21 protein-coding genes, 1 pseudogene and 1 riboswitch are annotated in these 17,795 nt (G+C 42.1%); of the genes and pseudogenes, 18 read left to right on the top strand and 4 right to left on the bottom strand.

Annotated features, from left to right (window positions below; all coding sequences use genetic code 11):
* Positions 1 to 17: 17 nt before the first annotated feature.
* The 10 genes from ACFPTP_RS08075 to ACFPTP_RS08120 all read left to right on the top strand — a co-directional run bounded on the left by ACFPTP_RS08075 (position 18) and on the right by ACFPTP_RS08120 (position 6,934).
* The gene (locus tag ACFPTP_RS08075; protein WP_381443494.1) at positions 18 to 464 is read left to right on the top strand and encodes a GNAT family N-acetyltransferase; all 447 of its coding nucleotides are present in this window, start codon (positions 18 to 20) and stop codon (positions 462 to 464) included.
* Positions 465 to 570: 106 nt separating this feature from the next.
* Positions 571 to 1,161 (top strand): histidine phosphatase family protein, encoded by a 591-nt coding sequence (locus ACFPTP_RS08080; protein ID WP_381443496.1) that lies wholly within the window; start codon positions 571 to 573, stop codon positions 1,159 to 1,161.
* A gap of 430 nt (positions 1,162 to 1,591) precedes the next feature.
* On the top strand, positions 1,592 to 1,744 hold the full coding sequence (locus tag ACFPTP_RS08085; protein WP_381443497.1) for a hypothetical protein: 153 nt from the start codon (positions 1,592 to 1,594) through the stop codon (positions 1,742 to 1,744).
* Positions 1,745 to 1,762: 18 nt separating this feature from the next.
* Positions 1,763 to 2,227, top strand: coding sequence for an NUDIX hydrolase (locus tag ACFPTP_RS08090; protein WP_381443498.1), 465 nt, complete (start codon positions 1,763 to 1,765; stop codon positions 2,225 to 2,227).
* A gap of 53 nt (positions 2,228 to 2,280) precedes the next feature.
* On the top strand, positions 2,281 to 2,772 hold the full coding sequence (locus ACFPTP_RS08095) for a hypothetical protein (RefSeq protein WP_381443499.1): 492 nt from the start codon (positions 2,281 to 2,283) through the stop codon (positions 2,770 to 2,772).
* A 366-nt stretch (positions 2,773 to 3,138) separates the two neighbouring features.
* Positions 3,139 to 3,399 (top strand): hypothetical protein, encoded by a 261-nt coding sequence (locus ACFPTP_RS08100; RefSeq protein WP_381443501.1) that lies wholly within the window; start codon positions 3,139 to 3,141, stop codon positions 3,397 to 3,399.
* A gap of 133 nt (positions 3,400 to 3,532) precedes the next feature.
* A complete protein-coding gene (locus ACFPTP_RS08105; protein ID WP_381443502.1) occupies positions 3,533 to 4,261 on the top strand; it encodes a hypothetical protein in 729 nt (242 codons plus the stop codon).
* 86 nt (positions 4,262 to 4,347) lie between these two features.
* The gene (locus ACFPTP_RS08110) at positions 4,348 to 5,643 is read left to right on the top strand and encodes a S41 family peptidase (protein WP_381443504.1); all 1,296 of its coding nucleotides are present in this window, start codon (positions 4,348 to 4,350) and stop codon (positions 5,641 to 5,643) included.
* A 38-nt stretch (positions 5,644 to 5,681) separates the two neighbouring features.
* Positions 5,682 to 6,308, top strand: a complete 627-nt coding sequence (locus ACFPTP_RS08115; protein WP_381443505.1) for a kinase — start codon at positions 5,682 to 5,684, stop codon at positions 6,306 to 6,308.
* A gap of 116 nt (positions 6,309 to 6,424) precedes the next feature.
* Positions 6,425 to 6,934 carry a YfiT family bacillithiol transferase gene (locus ACFPTP_RS08120; protein WP_381443506.1) on the top strand — a complete coding sequence of 170 codons (510 nt, stop codon included), beginning with the start codon at positions 6,425 to 6,427 and terminating at the stop codon, positions 6,932 to 6,934.
* 72 nt (positions 6,935 to 7,006) lie between these two features.
* Here the strand turns inward: ACFPTP_RS08120 and ACFPTP_RS08125 are convergent, their stop codons facing one another.
* Together ACFPTP_RS08125 and ACFPTP_RS08130 are read right to left on the bottom strand one after the other, a co-directional pair.
* Entirely contained in the window at positions 7,007 to 7,936 is a 930-nt protein-coding gene (locus tag ACFPTP_RS08125; protein WP_381443508.1) for an alpha/beta hydrolase, read from the bottom strand.
* A gap of 15 nt (positions 7,937 to 7,951) precedes the next feature.
* Positions 7,952 to 8,854: a hydroxymethylglutaryl-CoA lyase gene (locus ACFPTP_RS08130; protein ID WP_381443510.1), complete on the bottom strand. Its 903-nt coding sequence runs from the start codon at positions 8,852 to 8,854 to the stop codon at positions 7,952 to 7,954.
* Between the two features lie 108 nt (positions 8,855 to 8,962).
* On the opposite strand from ACFPTP_RS08130, the gene ACFPTP_RS08135 reads away from it, so the two are divergent.
* From ACFPTP_RS08135 to ACFPTP_RS08150, 4 genes are all read left to right on the top strand, one after another.
* Positions 8,963 to 10,147 (top strand): acetyl-CoA C-acetyltransferase, encoded by a 1,185-nt coding sequence (locus ACFPTP_RS08135; RefSeq protein ID WP_381443512.1) that lies wholly within the window; start codon positions 8,963 to 8,965, stop codon positions 10,145 to 10,147.
* A gap of 18 nt (positions 10,148 to 10,165) precedes the next feature.
* Positions 10,166 to 10,414 (top strand): YqkE family protein, encoded by a 249-nt coding sequence (locus tag ACFPTP_RS08140; protein WP_381443514.1) that lies wholly within the window; start codon positions 10,166 to 10,168, stop codon positions 10,412 to 10,414.
* A 119-nt stretch (positions 10,415 to 10,533) separates the two neighbouring features.
* Positions 10,534 to 11,103, top strand: a complete 570-nt coding sequence (locus ACFPTP_RS08145) for a YhcN/YlaJ family sporulation lipoprotein (RefSeq protein WP_381443515.1) — start codon at positions 10,534 to 10,536, stop codon at positions 11,101 to 11,103.
* A 185-nt stretch (positions 11,104 to 11,288) separates the two neighbouring features.
* Positions 11,289 to 11,447: an aspartyl-phosphate phosphatase Spo0E family protein gene (locus tag ACFPTP_RS08150; protein WP_251694726.1), complete on the top strand. Its 159-nt coding sequence runs from the start codon at positions 11,289 to 11,291 to the stop codon at positions 11,445 to 11,447.
* A gap of 37 nt (positions 11,448 to 11,484) precedes the next feature.
* Here ACFPTP_RS08150 and ACFPTP_RS08155 read toward each other — a convergent pair whose 3' ends face one another.
* Complete coding sequence (locus tag ACFPTP_RS08155) at positions 11,485 to 12,582, bottom strand: branched-chain amino acid aminotransferase (RefSeq protein WP_381443517.1); 1,098 nt, start codon at positions 12,580 to 12,582, stop codon at positions 11,485 to 11,487.
* Positions 12,583 to 12,782: 200 nt separating this feature from the next.
* Between ACFPTP_RS08155 and ACFPTP_RS08160 the strand changes: the two genes are divergently transcribed.
* From ACFPTP_RS08160 to ACFPTP_RS08175, 4 genes are all read left to right on the top strand, one after another.
* Complete coding sequence (locus ACFPTP_RS08160; RefSeq protein WP_381443519.1) at positions 12,783 to 13,901, top strand: NAD(P)/FAD-dependent oxidoreductase; 1,119 nt, start codon at positions 12,783 to 12,785, stop codon at positions 13,899 to 13,901.
* A gap of 89 nt (positions 13,902 to 13,990) precedes the next feature.
* Entirely contained in the window at positions 13,991 to 15,088 is a 1,098-nt protein-coding gene (locus tag ACFPTP_RS08165; protein ID WP_381443520.1) for a PfkB family carbohydrate kinase, read from the top strand.
* Positions 15,085 to 15,993: a pseudouridine-5'-phosphate glycosidase gene (locus ACFPTP_RS08170; protein WP_381443522.1), complete on the top strand. Its 909-nt coding sequence runs from the start codon at positions 15,085 to 15,087 to the stop codon at positions 15,991 to 15,993. Before ACFPTP_RS08165 ends, ACFPTP_RS08170 begins: the two co-directional genes overlap by 4 nt.
* Positions 15,994 to 16,223: 230 nt before the next feature.
* On the top strand, positions 16,224 to 16,982 hold the full coding sequence (locus ACFPTP_RS08175; protein ID WP_381443523.1) for an exodeoxyribonuclease III: 759 nt from the start codon (positions 16,224 to 16,226) through the stop codon (positions 16,980 to 16,982).
* An 88-nt stretch (positions 16,983 to 17,070) separates the two neighbouring features.
* Here ACFPTP_RS08175 and ACFPTP_RS08180 read toward each other — a convergent pair.
* Positions 17,071 to 17,352 (bottom strand): annotated as a pseudogene (locus tag ACFPTP_RS08180) (KGG domain-containing protein); the annotation flags it as partial.
* Between the two features lie 304 nt (positions 17,353 to 17,656).
* Positions 17,657 to 17,758: riboswitch (purine riboswitch) on the top strand.
* Positions 17,759 to 17,795 lie beyond the last annotated feature (37 nt).

The following is a 17,795-nucleotide window of genomic DNA, read 5'->3' on the forward strand; positions in this document are numbered from 1 at the left end:
AGTTTTGAAATTGCAAAGTGAAAGGGGTGGCGGTCATTATTAAGGAAGTTCGCTCCGAAACCATTCATCCATTACTAAAGAATCTCTTATCCTATGTTACATCGGAAAAACGAATTGCAGATGAGTATAGTAAATATATCCAATTACCAAATAGAAAGCTTTATGTAGCCGAACGTAATGGGATAATAGTTGGTTGTATTGGAGTTGAAATTATTGAATACACCGCGTATGAAATCAAACATATCGCCGTCTTTCCATCAGAACGAGGAAGTGGGATGGGTAGTGAGATGATTGATTTTGTTTGTGATAGGCATTCACTACACAGAATCATTGCTGAAACAGATTTGGATGCAGTAGAGTTTTATCGGAATTATGGGTTTAAGGTATCAAGTTTAGGAGAGAAATACCCAGGTGTAGAACGATTTTTATGTGAGTACATAATGAAAACAAATAACGATATTTAAATGAATTGTGAGAATTCGATGCTGCTTTTCATGGTACTATAGCCATGAGGGGGAAAAAGCCCCTAGGTAGTAGGGGATTAAGTAAGAATAAAGGGAGATAAGTAGATTGACTACGATAGCGCTCATTAGACATGGGATTACTGAGTGGAATGATCTTGGAAAAGCACAAGGCATATCTGACATTCCGTTAAACAAATTGGGTAGAAAACAAGCCGATAATGTTGGCGATAGGCTTCTAAATGAAGGCAAATGGGATATTATCATTTCCAGTGACTTAACGAGAGCTATAGAAACTGCACAAATCATCGGGGGTAAATTAAACTTATCCATTAGTCATTATGACAACAGAATCAGGGAGATAGATTGTGGCGAAATTGAAGGTACTACAGAGGAGACCCGACAGGAAAAGTGGGGAAGCAATTGGCGTGAAAAAGACCTTGGGATGGAAAGTTTTGAGCAGGTGGGGAAAAGGGGAATAGAATTCCTTGAAGAAATGGTCCATACATATAATGGCAAGCGAATTGTAATCGTAAGTCACGGGGCATTAATCGGTTTAACCTTACAACGATTACTCCCCACTATGTTCCAATCGACATATATAGATAAATCCTCACTGACAATCTTGCACAATTCCAATCGCCAATGGGATTGCCACTTATACAACTGCACAAAACATTTATCAAATAAAATCACATAACTATGTAACTGTTTATGACGTGCATGAAAACAACTCATAGAGAGAGGGGATATTTGTGAGGAAATGGAAAGTTGTATGGCCATACTTCATGCTTATTGTAATAATACTTATTATCAATGGATACAGGGACGGGGCTGACAGGGAGTTAGAAGTAAGTGGTGAGTCCAAGCTATTGTACGAAATTCACCAACAACCCTTCCTTCATTGAAAGTTGCTCCAACAGAAGAATGAAAATATTGATTTTGCAGTTATCGGGGCGTTGATCCGAGAGGATTAACGCCTTTTTCTGTCGAGACTAGTGTGTTTAATCAATGATAACAATTGTTGTAATACTTTGATACAATATTGGTAAAGAGAAATTCTTGATAAAAATACATAAGTCTGATAGGTGAAATTCATTACTTTCTATCTGAAAAAGGAGTAATCGTATATGTCTAAAACCATGATTTTGTTACTAGCGGGAATACTTGTTGGTTGGGTAGCTGTCAGTTTATTGACAAAAGACTTTGTTGGTACTTTCTTGATTGCAATATTGTTTGGAGTTCTCTTAGGATACGGGGTTAAAAAGAAAGAGATGGATTGAGATATCAGGAGGAGTTGTATGAACTATATTAAAGATATGAGAAAGCTGATTGGTCACGAAACCCTCTTCACAGTTGGCTGTGGGGTAATTATCGAAAACGAAGGATGCATATTACTGCAGCATCGTACTGACGAAGATAATTGGTGTATACCTGGCGGAGTGATGGAGATCGGGGAAACGTTTGAGCAAACAGCCAAGAGAGAAACATACGAGGAAACAGGTTTAAACGTTAGTGAGTTGAAGTTATTCGGGATGTATTCCGGGGAGAGCTGCTTTGTTCAATATCCAAATAACGATCAAGTGTACAGTGTTCAAATCATCTTTACGACATCTGCATATAGCGGTGAACTGAAACAGCAAGGAGTTGAAAGTAAAGAGCATCGGTTTTTCAGCAAAAAGGAATTACCTGATAACCTAAACCCGCGTCAGAAACAGTTTATACTTCAATGGGCCGAAGAGAGAAGCTTGCCTGTGATTAGTTAAGTGTGCAATCGTGCAAGCCTACCTATTCTTTAAATCTAGGAGATACTTGGAGAATGCTTGAAGTGTATATTTCTTCAGAAGAAAGGGTGGTTAAAATTGAAACAGTAACGAAAACTCGAAATGATAACAAAAAAGAACGGTGGATAGTAATAATTACACTGGTAGTCTTAACATCAATTTTTCTCCTCACTCACTTTTTATCTATATACCCAGGCGGATATTCTATTGAAAAACAGAGTGGCGAGGTGTTGATTGGAAAAGGCTCAGACATTAAACGTGTTGTAGTAAATAATGATGTGCTGCTGAATGATCTGAAAGCGGCTTCTTTAGAAAGTGAAATAACATACATTAAAACTCTTTGGTATGTAGGATTATTATTTACAGCAACGTGTTTATTCGGAACAATCACTTTTCAAAGATTAATGTTAAAAAAAGCTGTTATTATAACAGTCTCATTATATGTTGTTATAGCTATATTGATTATCTTCTCGTATGCAAGCACACTATCATCAATAGAGAATTCAATTAATGATTTAATCAAATAAAAAGAGTACGGTCTAATCCTAACGGGTTCAAGTACACGGGGAGAAAACGTTAAAAAGCATAGCAAATGGGGGTACCAATTCACACTTGAATTGGTATCCCCATTTTTGCTGTTATTTCAAAGTTTAAAACAATTATCAGTAGAAAATAACAATACAATTGGTAAACCAATTAACAACAGCGCATAGACTTATGTGCCTCCTAACTGCACTGTTAATAGAATTGAGGTTGAAAAACATTTTTAGAAATAACTGAAAACATTGAAGGGAACAAGTGATTTTGTGCTAAAATAGAGATATAAAAAGTCGTCTTGTTCAACAAACAAGCCATATTGTGAAGAAACCGCAAAGCATAGGAGTGAACGTAATTTGAAAAACGTTTTAATTGGTGGGTTTGTAATGATAGGCGGTTTATTCATCGCTGCGATCATAATTTTAGCAGGTGCTATATATGTACCTGATTCGACTTCGTGGTGGACTGGTAGGTCAAAGTTTTGGTTCGTGATTTTGGGTGGAGACACACAAGGTGAGGTTGCAGATTCTTTATTTTTGGGCTTGCCCCTGATCGTGGGTGTTGTATTAACGCTGGTGGGATTATTCATTTTGGGTCGAGAATACTATAAAAAATAATTATCTTAGTCACGAGATAATACTTATAGATTGAGCATTAAACGGGCGCAATTCTAGAACGAGTATTTGCACCTCTTCATTAAAAGGAACTTATTATTGTACAGAATGTTAAGCAGTTGGGGGAGATTTGCTTATGAAAACTATTAAGAAAGCATTGCCTATTATATTTGGGGTGTTTCTTTTGTTTGGTTGCTCTGCTAATCAAACAAACCTCGAAAAAGTAAAAGGTGATAATCTCACATTTAGTGAGTATTTTAATACATATGATGGGCTGAAAGAAAGGAAAAACAGTAATTTCTACAAACCGCTTGCGCTGGATGAGGTGCAGTTGTCTTCATTGCCTGATGAAATGAAAAAAGTTATACATTCAGTTGATTTGGATAGCTTACCTTTTCAGGTAAAAGAGGAAAAAGTCTACTTCGTCACTTCTACTAACGAAGAAGGAAAAGAGATAAGCCAAGTCCAAGTCAGTTTCCTTGGTAAGAATGACTACGGGAATACGGATGAGTTTTTTATTATTTCGGTGACGGAGAGCGATCGAAATCCTCTGGAAGGGCATGTTATCTCTGACGAAATGGATTTGGTTGGAAACAAATTAATAAAAGGACACTTAACGGAAGACTTGCCGATTTACCAGCAAGTGCGCACAACAAATGGTGCGCTGCTATATAGGTACTACTATTATGATGAAGTAGATAAAAAGATAGCGATTGTTGGAACAGCTGCGGATGAATGTTACGCTTATTACAATGGTTACATTTATCATATTGGTTATTTAATTGATCATGAAAAAAATGATGAAGAAATGCAAGAAAAGATGCTGCAGCTTGCTAGGGAATATATTTTGGGAAATTCGTACTGACATTTCAACAAACGGGCGCATTTCTTGAATAAAGGACTGCGCCTAATTTCTAGAATCGGGCCATAGAAAGGAAAAGGTGAACGTCAATGACTCGCTATATGGAAATATTTAAAGAAATTGTCGATATCGTACACCATGACTACGCAGGATATGATGAAAAACGGGGGTGGGATGACCCTGCCCATTATCTTGAAGAAATTGAGAGATTGGCATCCGGCCAGCAAATCACACCGCAGGCTTTTACGGATCTCGTCAGCGAATATCTCATGGCTTTTCAAGATCGGCATATGTATTTCAATCTGAAAGGGTCGGATGACGTAAAGGCGAGCACTCGCGGTTTCCGGACAAGAAGATATGAGGATGCGCTCTATGTCGTGGAGACTTGCGAGGAGGACAGGTTTCCAGACGGCTCCAAGATCGTTTCAATTGATCGACAGAAAATTGAAACGATCATCACTTCGGATCGAAGCTTCTTGCGGGAGACAAGTGCAGAACGCGAGGATTGGACACATCTTCTCAATAAATCATACTCCATTGAAATAGAGGATAAGAACGGAGAACTGTTAACGTTCGAATTGAAGGACTACGAACCCGCCTCCAAAAAGTTAGCACCCTCGATGGAGGAAGTTGATGAGGAGACGTTACGGATCACTTTACCAAGCTTCGTCAACGTTGATGGGACTATGGACTTTGTGAAGAACCATAAAGAAAAGCTGAAGGCATGTACAAATCTGATCATCGACGTACGAAACAATCATGGAGGAAACGGAAAATCTTTTTCAAACTTATTGCCGTACATTTTCCCACCAGATGAACACCCGTGCACGGACGGTGAGTTGAAGGAGTTCAATTATACCGATCGAAACTCGGAGCTGCTTATCCAGCTCTGCCAGCAGCTAAGAAAAGACATCACTGACGAAGAGACACTGAAATTCTTTGACTCGATTGAAGGAGATTGTGAAAAATATCGCGGTCAAGGTTTTGTGACAATGGACTTTTCGGATGAATTGGAGGCGGAAGCCTTAAAGTTTGAAGGTACTGATTCCCCTAAGAACGTGATCGTAATGACGGATGTCTATTGCGCAAGTGCCGCCGAATACTTTGTGGAAATCTGCATGGAGTCCTCCAAAACCACCGTAATCGGACGCGCCACTATGGGCATCAATGACTACAGCGATTTGCTCATCAAAGAATGGGATGGCATGTACGCACTCTACTACCCGTTGTCTCGTCGTATCCAAAAGACGTCGAACGACCCGTTGCACGGAAAAGGGACCCGACCTGATCATTATATCCCTTGGACACCTAAGCATATAGATGAAGATGTGGATCTTTTGTATGCGATGGACATGTTACGAGAAAGCAAGATTGCGGAAGGATGATTTGCAGCGTTTCTGAGCGGTTTGGTCGGGTGATGGATATGTCTATTAAAGAGATGGTAGAAAAGATCATCTTTCAATTCTCAATACGTCCCAATATAGGTTGTCCATTAATAATCGGAATCGATGGTTTAGGTGGCTCTGGAAAAACTACATTAGCAAAAGAAATCGAACAAGAATTAATTAATCAAAACTGCCAAGCTGTCACTTTTCATCTAGATGATCACATTGTTGAAAGGGAAAAACGATACCAAACAGGACATGAAGAGTGGTATGAATATTATTATTTACAATGGGATGTTAATAACTTGACCGCCAATTTATTTGAACCGCTGCAAAGGGGATATAACAATATTTCACTTGCTTTTTATGATAAATTTACTGATTCAACTTTAACCAAACAAACTTTGGTAACATCCGACAGTATTGTTCTCATTGAAGGTGTATTTTTACAAAGACATGAATGGAGAAGGTTTTACGATATTGTCTTTTACCTGGATTGCCCTCGCGAACTGAGAGTTGAGCGAGTATTAAATCGTGATTTGTATATCGGAGAGTATGAAGAACGGCTTGATAAGTATGAAAGAAGATATTGGTTAGGTGAAAAACATTACATGGACATTGTAAAACCAATAATGAATGCAGAAATTGTTATATCGCATAAATAGTAGTGCCGCCTCTTGAGATAGATGTTTCAAGATAAATCAGAAGGTGTTTTCAATTATTTGTAGAACATTCATGTAAAGGGAGCTACAAATTAATAATAGTGAAAGGGGAAAGAAAAATGGACATAAGATTTCCAATTGGGGAATTGCAAGTCCCTGAAAACGCAACTTTGGAAAATGTTCAAGAGTGGCTAAAGGACATCGAGATGTACACGGTTCGATTACGAGAAGTTGTTGATTCATTAACTGATGAGGAATTAAGGAAAACATATCGTGACAGTGCTTGGTCAGTGCGTCAACTTGTTCACCACATTGCGGATTCCCAGTTGAACATGTATCAACGTTTGAAGCTGGCGTTAACGGATGAAAATCCAACAGTACCGGCTTTCGATGAAGAGAAATGGGCCATTCAACCGGATACGCAGCTTCCAGTGGAAAGTTCCATTAAAATGCTACAGGGCATAAATGAGCGCATCGTAGCATTAGGGAATAGTTTAACTGAAGAGCAATTGGATCGAACTTTTACTCACGAGAAAAACGGCGAAATTACAGTAGCTACGAAGCTGAAGAAATTATCTTGGCACGAAAACCACCACTTGGCGCATATAAAAATTGCTTTATCAAAATGATTTTTCAGTGCTTAGGAAGGGGAATAAAAAGATCCTCTGTTCTTAACTTTGGAACAGAGGGTCTATTAATTTTCACGAAGCCGTGAAGCCGAATGTATGTAGGAAGTGCAATACTTCCAATTCATATTCCTCCGGATTTTCATTGAATGACTTTGCATGGGCACCCTTATCGAATAGCTTCATCATCTTCTTGTCTTCCTTCAACTCATACAATTCCTTTGTCATCTGAGGCAAAATGAAATCATCTTCCATACTATGGATAAACAGCATTGGTTTTTTTATATTCCCGATCGCTTCCCTTGGCGAGATGAGACCTGTCGTATAACCATCCCTGATTTTCAGGAACAAATTGGCAGCACGCAATGTCATCGAAGAGCGGAGAGGCGTATTCGTACGTAAAATATGAAGGATCTGCTCGGTGAAATCGGAAAATGGACAATCGACAATATAAAAATCGGCTTCATCTTCATATTCTCCCGCATAAAGGATCGTTGTTGCCGCCCCCATCGATTCACCGTGGATGCCAAGCAATGCCCGGCTGCCGATTCGGTCGCGTACAGCGGACACCAAAGCATTCAAGTCGATCTTTTCGTAAAAACCGAAGCTAGTCGTTTTCCCGCCTGAATCCCCATGGCGCCGGTGATCGTAAATGACGGAGTTGAATCCCAGTCGTTCAAATAATCTCGCGTATTTGATCGAGTTGATTTTGTTCTCGGTTACGCCATGGCAGATGATTACTGTTCTTGTCGTCTCTAGCGGTTGTAAAAAAACCGCGCGCAACGGATAGCCATTCGGAGAATCGACCCAAAAATCCTCTTTCCGCACAGTTTCATACCAGTGCTCATCGAATCGTTTCGCAATGATTTCCCGCTTTACAATCAGATCATGGTCTTTCAGCTTCATGAACATCAAACGATTAGCCGCGTAAAAACCGAGGACTGTCAGAATGGCGGTATAAATGCTTCCAATTATGCCTGTAATATAGAGGAAGCGCCGTTTCAATCAACTTCAACTCCTTCAGCAGCTGCGATTATTGTACAATTTGTACATTCCTGTTTCGATAGGATGCGAAACATGAGGCGCTATCATTCCAACCGCTTCGCAAATCTTTTCGACATCGATTCCCGTTTCAATTCCTAAGGAAGCAAGCATATGAACGACATCCTCCGTCGCGACATTCCCAGTTGCGCCAGGGGCAAATGGACAACCGCCCAGTCCGCCAGCAGACGTATCGAAACGGTCGATGCCAACTTGCAGCGCCGCAAAAATATTGGCAATCGCCATTTTACGTGTATCGTGGAAATGGGCTGTCAGTAACACTTCAGAAAACCGCTCTTTTAATAATTTGAACAGCTCATAGCTTTCAACTGGATTTGCCATACCAATCGTATCCGCCACACTCAGCTCATCCACTCCCATGGAAACGAAGCGGTTGCATAAGTCAATAACTTCCTCTTTCTCTATCTTCCCTTCATACGGACAATAAAACGCAGTTGAAATACATGCCCTTACGAAAATGCCATCATTTTTCAATTTGGCAATGACAGGTTCAAGTGCATCCATGCTCTCGACTGTTGATCTATTAATGTTCTTTTTATTGAATGTATTGCTGACACCTACAAAGACGGCTATGCTTTCCGCGCCTGCCTCTATCGCAAGATCTGCCCCTTTTTCGTTTGGTGCCAACACGATTTGGCGGCCAATTTTCTCTGCTTTTTCAACGATGTTTTTTGCATCCGCCATTTGCGGCACCCATTTCGGTGAAACGAATGAAGTAAGCTCCATCTCCTTGATGCCCGCTGTTTGCAATGAACGGATGAACTCCAGTTTTGCTTTTTCATCTACATGATTTTTTTCATTTTGAAGGCCATCTCTCGGCCCGACCTCGATAATTGTGACGTTCTTTGGTAAAATGAACATATCATCCCTCCTGTATATATTGTACTGAAGGGATGCGTTAAAGGGCAACGCAGAATAAAGAAATCTCTGAAATTATGAAAGCGCAAACAAAAGATAGGGGGAATCAGTATGTCAAACGAAGTAGTCATCGTCAGCGCAGTGCGCACGGCCATCGGGTCATTTTTAGGATCATTAAAGGATGTTTCCGCAACGGAATTAGGTGGAATCGTTATCAAGGAAGCACTTTCGCGTTCCGGAGTGAAAGCGGAAGATATAGATGAAGTGATCATGGGGAACGTATTACAGGCGGGACTTGGTCAAAATCCGGCCCGTCAAGCAGCTATTAAAGCCGGACTTCCAGAAACTGTCCCATCCATGACAATCAATAAAGTATGCGGATCAGGACTAAAAGCCGTCCACTTGGCAAGACAGGCAATCCTTGCGGGGGATGCGGACATCGTAGTCGCAGGCGGAATGGAAAATATGAGCCAGGCTCCATTTTTACTTCGCAATGCACGGGAAGGGTTCAAGATGGGTGATCAGAAACTTGTTGACAGCATGATTTCCGACGGACTTTGGTGTGCATTTAATGATTATCATATGGGGATAACTGCGGAAAATCTTTGCGATCGGTATTCGATCACAAGGGAAGAACAAGACGCATTTTCGGCTGCTTCCCAAGAGAAGGCTGCTGCTGCAATTGAAAATGGAAAATTCAAAGATGAAATCGTACCAGTAGAAATTCCTCAACGCAAAGGTGATTCCGTAGTGTTTGACACGGATGAGTATGTAAAAGCGGGGACAACTACTGAGAAATTGGGGAAATTACGTCCGGCATTTAAGAAGGACGGAAGTGTAACCGCAGGAAATGCTTCCGGCATTAACGACGGGGCCGCTGCATTTGTCATCATGTCACGAGCAAAAGCGGAAGAACTAGGCATTGAACCATTGGCAATATTGACAGCAAACGCAAATGCAGGCGTCGATCCGGCTGTCATGGGAATCGGACCTGTTCAAGCAGTGAAAAATGTGCTGGAGAAAGCAGGGATGGAACTTGCGGATATGGATCTCATTGAAGCAAATGAGGCATTCGCGGCGCAATCACTCGCTGTAGACCGTGAGCTGAATTTCGATAAAGATAAATTGAACGTCAACGGCGGCGCGATCGCTTTAGGTCATCCAATCGGTGCAAGCGGGGCCAGAATACTTGTCACGTTATTGCATGAAATGAAACGGCGTGATGCCAAGACGGGTCTAGCTACATTATGCATCGGCGGCGGACAAGGTGTCGCCACAATCGTTCAGCGGCCTTAATGAAAGAAGGTGGATTGAATGGCGAGGAAAAAATCAAGGACAGCAACTCCTAAAAAGCGGGAAGATGAAAAAGCGACACTTTCTGAAGCACTTGATAATGATGTTTTATTAAAATTGAAAGCAGCCAAGAAGGAAATGACAGCAAAAATCGAGGCGGATGAAGCGGAGCGCCAAGAAAAGCTCCGAAAAGAACGCATTGAACGCGAGAAAAACAAAAGCTTTGCAGAATTGCTGGATGAATACGGCGACAGCGACTCGAAATATTGAAACAACCGGGTGGAATTTTCCATCCGGTTTTTTTGAACAAAAAACGAAAAGCGATGAATAGAAGAGGAAATCCTACACACTCTATCGATGAACATCATTTGACAAGGAGTGAAAAAAGGATGAAAAAATTAGCGATTTTTCCACTTTCGTTGCTACTCATACTTGCTTTAGTTGGGTGTACAACCAACAGGGGTACAGGTGGTACAAACACTACGAACGGAAATGCAGCGAACGACCACAACAGGACTGGTGTTAACACCACAGGCGTCGGAGAATCAGCCCACGGAACGAATGGTCTGACCAACGATCGAAACACAATGAATGATCACAATGGTACTAACACAACCGGCAATACTGAAAGGAAAGTTGAAGTTGCCGACGATGCAGCAGATAAAATTGCAGCATTGAAAGAAGTCGAAAGGGCAAACGTTCTTGTAACGGATAGAAATGCGTATGTTGGTGTCGAATTGAAGAAAAACGTTAAGGAAAGCGAAGCATTGAAGAAGAAAATCGCTGATGAAGTTCGAAGAGTCCATACCGAATTCAATAATGTCTACGTATCGTTCAATCCGGATGTCGTCACACGTTTTACTGAGTATGGAAATCAAATCCGTGCCGGAAAACCTGTAGAAGGATTCTTTGAAGAATTCACGACAAGCATCCATCGGATGTTCCCAGAAGCAAAATAATCAACAATTCCATTTTGGGGTTTATTGGAAAGAGGGAAGGGGTATATATGCATACCTCTTCCTTTCATTTGTGACGGAATTATGACAAATCGTTAATTTTATGATAACCACACACAATTCGACATTTTTTTCAACTGGTCTACATTATGATAGGCAAGGGTAAAAAATTTGACGGAGGAAATGCGATGAGATTGATTGGCAAACAGCTTTTATCTTTTAAAATCCATATGAAAAGGTCCAAAATGGTCAAAATTGCAAAAGACCGAGGATTTACACACCCAGCAGTTGTAGCATGCAGCCAAGAATTGGATTCTTTATTGAATCGTTATCAAAATATAGCGTAAAGAAAAGACATACCCATTGCAGGTATGTCTTTTCCATTTAGGCTAATTTTGCAAACTCGCTCTTCAACTCGGTCACCCACTTGAAAGGATCTATTTCTTTTCCAGTCTGGATATTGGAAAGTGTGTCGAATAGCGACTTAGCCAACGGTCCGGTTTTACAATTATTGACAACCATTTTATAGCCATCCCAATTCAATTCACCGACAGGGGAGATGACAGCTGCTGTTCCGGTTCCAAATACTTCTTCCAGCTTCCCTTCGTCATAGGCTGCCCGAATTTCATCCATCGATATTTTCCGTTCCGAAACAGGGACTCCCCAGTGACGTAGCAATTGCAGAATCGATTTTCGGGTGATCCCTTCCAAAATGCTTCCGTTGATGGCGGGTGTAATGACTTCGCCATCAATTTTAAAGAAGATATTCATGCTTCCCACTTCTTCGACATATTTCCGTTCGACACCGTCCAACCAGAGTACTTGGGAGTAGCCACGCTGATCTGCAACCTCCTGCGCTTTAAGGCCGGCCGCATAATTGCCTGCAGTCTTTGCACCGCCCGTGCCGCCTTTCACTGCCCTGACAAATTCATTTTCAACAAGAATTTTGACTGGGTGGATGCCTTCCTTGTAATAGGATCCTACAGGAGATAAGATGATGAAAAATTGATATTTCTTTGCTGGTGCAACACCTAGGAATGCTTCATTTGCAATGACGAAAGGTCGTATGTACAGCGAAGTGCCTTCGACTGTCGGAATCCAGTCCTTTTCGATATGGATGAGCTGTGTCAATGCATGCAATGCCGCCTCTTCATCGATTCGTGGCATGCAAAGCCTTTCTAATGAAAGATTCAACCTTTTCATGTTTTCCTCCGGTCGGAACAAACGCACCGTTCCATCGTCAGCGGAACGATATGCTTTCATGCCTTCAAATACTGTTTGCCCGTAATGCAGGACGATTGCTGCAGGATCCAAAGTGACAGGAGCATAAGGGACGATTCGGTGGCTATGCCAACCTTTGCCTTCCTCATAATCAGCCACAAACATGTGATCAGTGAAACTTCTGCCAAACATGAGATTCTCGGGATTCGGTTTCTCTTTTCTCGAATCGCTTAGTTTAATCTGGATGGGTGTTCTCTTCATTCCGATCATCTCCTCATTTTATAGTCAAAACGACCATGTAGTATAGAATAAAATAAGTATACTGCATTTTTTGAAAAATGGAAGAGTTGAGTTGTTATATTGTTGTTACAATTTTGAAAACGTTTACACATACAGCTATGTTTGTATGTATGTTTTTCCGCTTGTACAATATTACATAAAACGAAGAAAAGGTGTTTAACATGAAAAGGATCATCATTATCGGGGCGGGAATACTTGGGGCATCAGCAGCCTACCACTTGGCGAAACGGGGTGCGGACGTTCTTGTAGTCGATCGTATGGATAATGGACAGGCGACCGATGCTGCAGCTGGGATCATATGTCCGTGGGTTTCTCAGCGGAGGAATAAAGCTTGGTATGCTTTGGCAAAAGGGGGAGCATCCTATTATCCGGAATTGATTCGACTTTTGGAAGAAGACGGCGAGACGAACACAGGGTATCGGAAAGTCGGAGCGATCAATTTACATAGAGAGTTGGGTAAGCTGGAAAAGATGGAAGCCCGCGCTTTGGAAAGAAAGAAGGAAGCACCCGAAATCGGACAAGTGAAGCTGCTCAATGAAAGCGAGACATCCAATCTCTTCCCACTGTTGTCCGAAGGCTTTTCATCTGTTCATATTGAAGGTGCTGCCCGGGTTGATGGAAGGGCCATGAGAGCGGCATTGATCAATGCTTCGGAAAAGCATGGAGCAGTTTTTATGAATGGGAATGCTCGACTCGTCGTTCATAATGGTAAGGCTTTCGGCATCAATGTAGGCGGAGAAGAAATAAAAGCGTCAAGAATTATCATTACAGCGGGGGCGTGGGCAGGGGAACTGATGGAGCCTCTCAATTTGAATGTGCAAGTGACCGGGCAAAAAGCGCAAATCGTCCATTTGCATATAGATGGACATCATACAGAAAAATGGCCAGTCGTCATGCCGCCGACCGACCAATATATTCTACCCGCTGATGAGGGGAAGGTCGTCATTGGCGCGACACATGAGGATGAAGCGGGCTTCACGCTGCATGCGACTGCAGGTGGGATCCATGAAGTGCTGTCCAAAGCTTTAAACGTAGCACCCGGTCTGGAAGAAGCTGCATTCCAAGAAATACGGGTTGGCTTTCGGCCGTTCACGCCAGGTTTTCTACCGGTTATCGGGGAAGTCCCGGGACATCCTGAATTGCTTTTTGCCAACGGGCTTGGTGCTTCTGGATTGACAGTCGGCCCTTTCCTTGGAAAGCAGCTGGCCAACATTGCGCTTGGGTGTGATGTCGAAATCGACCTTTCCTTGTATAAAGTCGAAAATGCGGTATCAATGTGAAATAAGTCGAAGGAACGATTATTAATTAGTTGTTGCAATCGATAAAACAAAAGTTTACAATTAAAACAAATGTTTAAAGGGTGATGGAATTGAATGAAAAGGAAAGGGCTGTTCTTGACTTAATCCGAGCCAATCCTTATTTATCACAACAAGAAATGGCGGATGCCCTTAGCATGTCCAGACCCTCCTTGGCAAATATCATTTCAGGTTTGATCAAACAAGGAAAGATCTCAGGAAGGGCGTATATCCTTCCTGAAGAAAAGGAAATCATCTGCATTGGCGGGGCCAACATCGACCGGAAATTCCATTTGATTGAACAGACGCAACTTGGAACTTCCAATCCGGCTTCGATGTCCGTTTCTGTTGGAGGTGTTGCCCGGAATATAGGGGAAAACCTAGGTCGACTCAACCATCATGTGCGGCTTTTAACAGTTGCCGGCAATGATAGCGATTGGGATGTGATCGATAGGGAATCCTCAGCGTATATGGATGTTTCAGACGTGGGCCAATTGATCGGGAAATCGACCGGCTCTTACTCGGCTGTTTTGGATCCGACAGGTGAACTAGTTATCGCGTTGGCGAATATGGAAATTTATGATTTCCTGACACCAGACTATTTAGAAGGAAAGTCGAGGATCATTTCAAACGCATCCATGATTATCATTGATTTGAATTGCCCGAAAGAATCTGTCGATTATATTAAAAACTTGGCAAACCAAAAAGGGAACCCACTCGTCATCATTCCTGTTTCTTCACCGAAGATGAACAGGATGCCGAGTGATTTGAATGGTGTTACATGGTTTGTCTGCAATCGGGATGAAGCGGAGACCTATACCGGCCTGACAATCGACAATGAAGAGGACTGGAAAAAGGCTGTACAAAAATTGCTTGCGTTTGGTGCTGAGAATGTCGTCGTTACATCCGGATCAAGAGGCATCATGGCCGCGTCCGCGGGTAGCGAACCGATTCGTTTTCCAGCCATTGAGAATGTGCATGTAGAGGATGTAACTGGAGCAGGGGATGCATTTGTATCGGGATTGCTGCATGGTCATCTGATCGGCGCGTCTTTAGAAGAAAATGTCCGCATGGGCTTATTGAACGCTGCAAAGACGTTGGAATGCTCATATACGGTAAGACCGGAATTGACACGGGATCTTCTTAAAAAAGAATTGGAGGAATTACAATGAAACAATATCTAACATATTCACAAGAAGTACAAGAAGCAATGGAAACTGGAAAACCAGTAGTCGCTTTGGAATCAACAATCATTTCCCACGGTATGCCTTACCCGCAAAACGTTCAAACGGCTCGCGAAGTAGAGCAGATTATCCGTGATAACGGTGCAGTACCAGCAACAATCGCCCTCATCGATGGAAAAATCAAAATCGGCCTTTCAGACGAAGAGCTTGAAATGTTCGGCAATAGCCAAGGCGTTGCAAAAGCGTCAAGACGCGACCTTGCGTATTTGATCGCAACAAAACAATTAGGAGCAACAACTGTTGCGACTACGATGATTGCTGCATCACTTGCGGGCATTAAAATCTTCGTGACTGGCGGAATCGGCGGTGTCCACCGTGGCGCTGAAAAGACAATGGATATTTCTGCAGACTTGGAAGAGCTTGCGCAAACGGATGTTGCTGTCATTTGCGCGGGTGCGAAATCGATCCTCGACCTTGGCTTGACGCTCGAATATTTGGAAACGAACGGTGTGCCTGTCATCGGTTACGGCACAGATGTCCTTCCAGCGTTCTTTACACGTGAAAGTGATTTCGGACTAAATATCCGCGTGGATGAGCCTGAGACGGTCGCGGACATTCTCCGTGTGAAATGGGATCTTGGCTTAAAAGGCGGCGCGGTCATCGCGAACCCAATTCCAGAAGCGGACGCAATGGACAAGTCATTCATCGACGGAATTATTGAAGATGCACTTAAAGAAGCAGAAGAGCAAAATATCGCAGGAAAAGACGTTACACCTTTCATGTTAGGCAAAGTGAAAGACCTTACGGAAGGCCGCAGCCTCGAAGCGAATATAGCTCTAGTGAAAAACAACGCTGTCGTCGGCGCAAAAATCGCGGTCGCATTGAACGCGTAAGAATTGAAAATTGCATTGGAGCTGTCCAGGAAAGTCTTCTGGACAGCTTTTTTTATTTAAATGATAACTCCTGCGCTCATAACTGCGGCCCATGCGCTCATAAATCGTGATTCGCGCTCGTAACTGCCGCACCTGCGCTCAAAGTAAACCGCCCCGGCGCTACTATTCTTTTACGATACTCTCTTTTCTAGTACAATGAAAAGTATTGTGTAATAAAAGGAGTTTTTAGCATGAAACTGATCTCATGGAATGTCAATGGATTAAGAGCTTGCGTCCGCAAAGGGTTTCTGGACTATTTCAAAGAACAGGATGCGGATATTTTCTGCATTCAGGAGACGAAGCTGCAAAGCGGTCAGATTGAACTTGAACTGGAAGGGTACCATCAATATTGGAACTACGCACTGAAGAAAGGCTATTCGGGTACTGCAGTCTTCACAAAGCAAGAACCACTCACCGTGACATATGGAGTAGGTGAATCTGAATCAGAAGACGAAGGACGGATTTTAACATTAGAATTTCCTGAATTTTATTTGGTGAATGTCTATGCGCCGAATGCGCAAAGAGATTTGGCACGTCTTCCTGTCCGATTGGATTGGGAACGCAGGATGAAGGATTATTTACGCCAACTGAAAAGCTCAAAATCCGTCATTCTTTGTGGCGATTTGAATGTTGCCCATCAAGATATCGATATACGTAACTTCAAATCGAATGTGGGAAATTCTGGATTCACGGTAGAGGAAAGAGGAGAATTCACTGCATTACTAGATGAAGGGTTCATTGATTCTTTCCGTCATTTAAACCCGGTTGTTGAAGGGGCGTACACATGGTGGTCCTATATGCGGGACGTCAGGGCGAGGAATATCGGGTGGCGAATCGACTATTTCCTCATATCAGATTGTCTGCTGCCGTCTTTGAAAGCAGCAGATATTCATGCCGAAGTATTGGGAAGCGATCATTGCCCGATCGTTTTGGAGATGGACTTCGCATAAAAACAGCTGGAAACGGTTAATTTACCGCTTCCAGCTGTTTTATTCAAACTGTTATTGGAGATCTAATCATCCATTAACGCCTGCTGTTATTATTATCATTTTGTTGAGCGCGGGCTTCTCCACCTTTACGTCCGATTTCTTCGTAGAAATCTCGATCATGGTTTTTCGCAGTAGCTTCTCCGCCTTTGCGTCCGATTTCCTCGTAGAAATCTCTGTCATGATTTTGTGCAGTGGCTTCTCCGCCTTTACGTCCGATTTCTTCATAGAAATCTCTGTCATGGTTTCTTGCAGTAGCTTCTCCGCCTTTACGGCCAGCTTCCTCCAAAGACATTTTCCCGCGATTGTTGTTATTGTTGTTGTTTTTAGCCATAATAAATATCTCTCCTCTTCGTTGATATATTTGTAGTGGCCTACAGTCCATCTATTGCCTCCGACAAGAGATGATAAACTGGAATGAGGGGGAATTAATAGAAGTGAAATATTATTAATTTCATTGAGATAATTGTGATGAATAAGTAATGGGAAAGTCCTGTATTATTACTTGAATTCCCAGATAAATCAATTTGTATCTAGAAAGCCCTTTCAATGTGTCCTAATGCATTTTCTGTTCATAAATTCAACATATTTTATTGCCGGAATTCCGTTGAAACCTGTCATATGCGTGTTATAATTAAAACCTAAATAACACATCCACTCATATAATCGCAGGGATATGGCCTGCAAGTTTCTACCGATCCACCGTAAATGGATTGACTATGAGAAGCAAAGTAGAAAAGGTTCATGCGGGTATTTTATGCATGTGTCTTTTTTATT

The organism is Sporosarcina koreensis, assembly GCF_042655825.1.
GTDB lineage: Bacteria > Bacillota > Bacilli > Bacillales_A > Planococcaceae > Sporosarcina > Sporosarcina koreensis.

Excerpts from the sequence above, each read along its gene's own strand:
- ACFPTP_RS08085 (WP_381443497.1), top strand. The coding sequence starts at position 1,592 with ATGTCTAAAACCATGATTTTGTTACTAGCGGGAATACTTGTTGGTTGG.
- ACFPTP_RS08090 (WP_381443498.1), top strand. The coding sequence starts at position 1,763 with ATGAACTATATTAAAGATATGAGAAAGCTGATTGGTCACGAAACCCTC.
- ACFPTP_RS08095 (WP_381443499.1), top strand. The coding sequence starts at position 2,281 with ATGCTTGAAGTGTATATTTCTTCAGAAGAAAGGGTGGTTAAAATTGAA.
- ACFPTP_RS08105 (WP_381443502.1), top strand. The coding sequence starts at position 3,533 with ATGAAAACTATTAAGAAAGCATTGCCTATTATATTTGGGGTGTTTCTT.
- ACFPTP_RS08110 (WP_381443504.1), top strand. The coding sequence starts at position 4,348 with ATGACTCGCTATATGGAAATATTTAAAGAAATTGTCGATATCGTACAC.
- ACFPTP_RS08115 (WP_381443505.1), top strand. The coding sequence starts at position 5,682 with ATGTCTATTAAAGAGATGGTAGAAAAGATCATCTTTCAATTCTCAATA.
- ACFPTP_RS08120 (WP_381443506.1), top strand. The coding sequence starts at position 6,425 with ATGGACATAAGATTTCCAATTGGGGAATTGCAAGTCCCTGAAAACGCA.
- ACFPTP_RS08130 (WP_381443510.1), bottom strand. The coding sequence starts at position 8,854 with ATGTTCATTTTACCAAAGAACGTCACAATTATCGAGGTCGGGCCGAGA.
- ACFPTP_RS08135 (WP_381443512.1), top strand. The coding sequence starts at position 8,963 with ATGTCAAACGAAGTAGTCATCGTCAGCGCAGTGCGCACGGCCATCGGG.
- ACFPTP_RS08140 (WP_381443514.1), top strand. The coding sequence starts at position 10,166 with ATGGCGAGGAAAAAATCAAGGACAGCAACTCCTAAAAAGCGGGAAGAT.
- ACFPTP_RS08145 (WP_381443515.1), top strand. The coding sequence starts at position 10,534 with ATGAAAAAATTAGCGATTTTTCCACTTTCGTTGCTACTCATACTTGCT.
- ACFPTP_RS08150 (WP_251694726.1), top strand. The coding sequence starts at position 11,289 with ATGAGATTGATTGGCAAACAGCTTTTATCTTTTAAAATCCATATGAAA.
- ACFPTP_RS08155 (WP_381443517.1), bottom strand. The coding sequence starts at position 12,582 with ATGAAGAGAACACCCATCCAGATTAAACTAAGCGATTCGAGAAAAGAG.
- ACFPTP_RS08160 (WP_381443519.1), top strand. The coding sequence starts at position 12,783 with ATGAAAAGGATCATCATTATCGGGGCGGGAATACTTGGGGCATCAGCA.
- ACFPTP_RS08170 (WP_381443522.1), top strand. The coding sequence starts at position 15,085 with ATGAAACAATATCTAACATATTCACAAGAAGTACAAGAAGCAATGGAA.
- ACFPTP_RS08175 (WP_381443523.1), top strand. The coding sequence starts at position 16,224 with ATGAAACTGATCTCATGGAATGTCAATGGATTAAGAGCTTGCGTCCGC.